Raw genomic sequence first — 4042 nt, forward strand, 5'->3', positions numbered from 1 at the left:
GTCCAGCCTCCGTCAGACACGAATCAAGCTTACCAATAATCGTGGTACGCGTGTGCTGAGTGAAGCTGAGCTTAAAAAGTTTCTCCAGTGGCTGCCGGGTTCTGCTTTTTCACTGACAATCAAAAACGTGCTTTGTCTGACCTTGTGGACAGGTTGCCGCACCGGTGAGGTCTGTAACATGGCGTGGAAGGATGTTGATCTGGAGAAGGGGACGATACATCTGAGAGAGACTAAAACAGGCGTTGAACGTTACGTTCAGCTATCGACACAGGCTATAGATTTTCTAAAAGTGCTTTTCTGATTACTTTTTGGCTATTCCTGTCAGCTCTCCCATCAAAGATTTCAAACAGTAATGAATAATTTAATGCATCTTGTACGATTTTTTTTGAGTTTTCGGATAAATCATCACTGCTCAGGGATGCTGACACGCCGGTAGCAGCGCTTGAACACCAGTTCGCGGCGCATTCCGCAAGGAGGGTTAGTGAATTATTAGCTCGTCCTGGGGCCACGGACCGGCCTAGCCACAGTGCATATGACCTTGCTCATAAATAGAAATAAGATTCATAAAAAAAGTGACTTATTAAAAAAGGGGATATAAGTGTGCTCTAATAAATAATTTAATAAATCCCACTTTATATTACTAAATAAAGCCTTATGATTCCCTCCTGTAAGAGGGGTTTGTGGAACATAAGAGAAATTTAAACTCAGGGTTCCATAATAACGGCCATGAAACCAAGCTTATTTCCCGGCGGTTGTTAAAGACGTGATTGATAATTTATCTATACTAATGATTTAATTTTTCATATTCCACGCCCGATATGGACTCTTGAATCATTTTATCAACGAGTTTATCTTGATAAACAGTAACGTCTTCGAAACAATTTTTTAGCATGGCGGCTGGCGCACCATCCATTTTTTGCTCATCAATTACTACTTTTTCTATTCTTTCGATAAATGCATCGTTAGATTCATAAGGGGTATACACAGACCCCTCTTTATTAAGAAAATCTATGGCGCATAGTAAGTGAGCAAAAAAGAAGTCGCCTTTCGAATATGTTGCTGTGTCGGACGTAATAATTACATCAAAATATTCGTAATCAGCGCGTACGCTTTCAAGTATTTTCTTCATTTTCGAGGAAACTATTACAAAAGGTCCGATTTTAAAAAAATCGTTTGGCCTTAAATCAGAATCAAGCTCCAGTTGTAGTACAGGAAAGTTACTCCCCAGTTTTTCTGGGAGTGTTACATTGAAAGGCATAACATCGTTCATGTTTGTAACAGTTACATCAGTATACAAGTTATCATCATATGTTTCTTTTATACGGTAATACATATTCTATCCTTCTTAAAAATGTGGATTGGCATTTTGCAACTTAAACTGCCGGCCAAGTAAGGCTTCACGAATCTTATCTTCAACCTTACCAATTTCATCGAGCAGTTCGCTATCTTTAATAGCTTTCATTTCATATTTACTCTGCAGAATTCTCAGTTCTTTATTCGTAAACATGGTTGCTTCTTTGAGATTTCGGCCAGAATGTAAAGGCAAACCCGATGCCAGAGATTCTTCAACGATTGTAGGTAGAGAAATACCATTTCTTCCTCTATTAACATTGTATCCTAAAGAAGCTGCCTTATGCATAACGGGGTACTTTTTCGCTTCTGCAACACCAATTAAATGATGACCTGCGTAGCCCGGTTTTACTCCTCCTACAATATTAGAGTTGATATCTCCTCTCGCAAGAGTTCCCACGCATGAATTAGTTGATAACCCCAACGGGTCCACCCACACCAGCGGATCCACCCACACCAGCGGATCACCCACATAGCTATAGGTATTAATCCCGCCCGCTAGCCCTATCGGGTCCATCTGCGTGTAACGCCCGGTGACCGGGTCGTAGTAGCGGAACAGGTTGTAGTGCAGGCCACTTTCGCGGTCGAGATACTGGCCCTGGAAGCGCAGGTTCTGCGGCACCTGCCACTGCGGCACGCTGAGCTCGCGCTCCGTTTTACCCCAGGTGCTGAACTGCCCGTGCCACAAGGTCTGGCCGTCAGCGTCCGTTACCCGCTCCGGCAGGCCGTTGAGTTCGGTGTGGTACCAGTAAATTTCGCAGTTGTCGAAGCCGCTGTCGACGCGGGCCAGCGGCTCGTAGCTGCCCTCGGTGTAGACGTACTGAACGTAGTGGTCCGGTTTCCGGTCGCTCTGTTCGCCCGCCAACTGTAACCCCTGCCAGTCGAAGCGGATGGTTTCCGGGTCTTTATCACCGTAGCGCCACAGAATCTTGTGCGTCCTGCGCCCCAGCGGGTCGTACCGGTATTCCACTTTGCGGAACTCGCTGTTCCCCTCAAAGCGGATTTCCTTTACCCGCTGTTCATCGTCATACGTGAAATGCTGAATAACACCGGATTAATCCCGCCGCTGAACTAGCCGCCCGAACCCGTCGTAATCGAGCTTCAGCCCGCCGGGGCGCAGCAACAGGTTGTGCCTGCCAAGGTTCTGGCACTTCATATGCTCATTATCATTTAATTAGAAAAAAAGTTATTGATTCACTAATTAAAAATTTGCAGCAGTATTTATTATGGTTATTTATTAATGAAAATGGCGGGCTCTCCCGCCTTAAAGATAAGAATAACTCATGTATTTTAATATATATTATGAATCTTACGGCAACCTGTTGCTACCTCTTCTGGGACTAAATTTTTTCCAAGAAATTAAAACCCCATGCATCCCGAGCTCATTATTTATACTTTCCAATTGATTGTCCTGAACAATCCAAAACCATCTCTCATTTACACTGTTAATTTTTTTTAGTATACCCCAATCATTTTTTTGTATGGCCTCGCATAATGTTGATTCGCCAATCATAATATCTAAATGAGAGGAATTAATGACATTAACGGGGTATACTAACCGTAATTTTGTTGAATTAAACCTTGCCTGTCCCTGAAATCGACCATCAACTTCTTTATTAAAGGTCATTGCATTTTCCCATGAAAAAAGCTTGACCATGTTCTCTCCAATTGCATAATGATAGGCATCATATACATCGGCACATTTATAGCCTATTGCATAAGACGCAGCATTATTTTCAAAAAACCTTTCTAAAAATAAAAATAAAAATAAAAATAAATCTTCAAGACCATCACCATTGTATTGAAGATTTATATGGAAAAAGCCTCCGAATGTTTTTGTTGAATATCCGAAAGCCGCTTCCCAGGGGGTACCCTTAAGACCTTCATGATAAATCCGGAAATCTTTAGCTTCACCTTTTTCTAGCGCATATTTGAGCTCATCCAGACTTTTCTCTACAAAATCAATATCCTCTTGGCTTCGATCTCTTCGCAACGCATAGTAACCTTGTGCATTTATATCAGATTTTATAGTTTCAAAAAAACGAATACCTTCATTAAGCGCACTGGAAGGTGTAATCTCTTGTGTACCATAAATAGCGAAACCGAAAGCCATGCTAACTCCTATATACTTTCAATCAAATCATCTAATACAGACTTAATATGGTAAGCATCATAATGGTGTTTAAACAGAATTATTTCGCCCTGTTGTGAAGGCGGGAGGTTACTCATTGCCGCCTGGTTCCGAGTAGTTAATGTCGGCAAATTTTTGCCCATATCTGTTTTTGATGCAAGTTCTATCGAGTGTGTTTTTCCGTTTATATCAACGACCATAATGTCAGGTCTTCTTCCGGAAATACCAGGTCCATGCGCAAAGCTATAAGACCTGTTCAAATAAATCTCGTTAAACTTACCACTCATAGCAAGTTTATTTGCAATAACTTCTGAGAATTGATCATGGCCAGGCGTTTTATCGACTTGCCCTTTGCCATATATTTTAGCTCCATTGACTTCTCTAACTGGACATGGCGCAAGTCCAAAAGGATCTATCCCCGTAAGCGGATCACCCACATAGCTGTAGGTATTCAGCCCGCCCGCTAACCCAATCGGGTCCATCTGGGTGTAACGACCGGCGACCGGGTCGTAGTAGCGGAACAGGTTGTAGTGCAGCCCGCTCTCGCGGTCGAGATATTGC

The 4042-nt window shown here is 42.6% G+C and carries 4 protein-coding genes and 1 pseudogene; 1 reads left to right on the forward strand and 4 read right to left on the reverse strand.

The annotated features are described in order from the left end of the window. Positions 1-301: tyrosine-type recombinase/integrase (locus N7V53_RS22245; RefSeq protein ID WP_279794964.1), on the forward strand; the 301-nt coding region annotated here is incomplete at its 5' end. A 483-nt stretch (positions 302-784) separates the two neighbouring features. Here N7V53_RS22245 and N7V53_RS22250 read toward each other — a convergent pair. The 4 genes and pseudogenes from N7V53_RS22250 to N7V53_RS22265 all read right to left on the reverse strand — a co-directional run. Further along, the gene (locus N7V53_RS22250) at positions 785-1333 is read right to left on the reverse strand and encodes a DUF1629 domain-containing protein (RefSeq protein ID WP_279794965.1); all 549 of its coding nucleotides are present in this window, start codon (positions 1331-1333) and stop codon (positions 785-787) included. A 12-nt stretch (positions 1334-1345) separates the two neighbouring features. Beyond that, positions 1346-2482 (reverse strand): annotated as a pseudogene (locus tag N7V53_RS22255) (RHS repeat-associated core domain-containing protein); the annotation flags it as partial. Between the two features lie 177 nt (positions 2483-2659). Further along, the gene (locus N7V53_RS22260; protein ID WP_279794966.1) at positions 2660-3463 is read right to left on the reverse strand and encodes a hypothetical protein; all 804 of its coding nucleotides are present in this window, start codon (positions 3461-3463) and stop codon (positions 2660-2662) included. A gap of 8 nt (positions 3464-3471) precedes the next feature. Next, on the reverse strand, positions 3472-4042 hold a 571-nt coding region (locus tag N7V53_RS22265), incomplete at its 5' end, for an RHS repeat-associated core domain-containing protein (RefSeq protein ID WP_279794967.1).

This window comes from Kosakonia sp. HypNH10 (assembly GCF_029850615.1).
In the GTDB taxonomy this organism is placed as follows: Bacteria; Pseudomonadota; Gammaproteobacteria; order Enterobacterales; family Enterobacteriaceae; genus Kosakonia; species Kosakonia cowanii.

Excerpts from the sequence above, each read along its gene's own strand:
- N7V53_RS22250 (WP_279794965.1), bottom strand. The coding sequence starts at position 1,333 with ATGTATTACCGTATAAAAGAAACATATGATGATAACTTGTATACTGAT.
- N7V53_RS22260 (WP_279794966.1), bottom strand. The coding sequence starts at position 3,463 with ATGGCTTTCGGTTTCGCTATTTATGGTACACAAGAGATTACACCTTCC.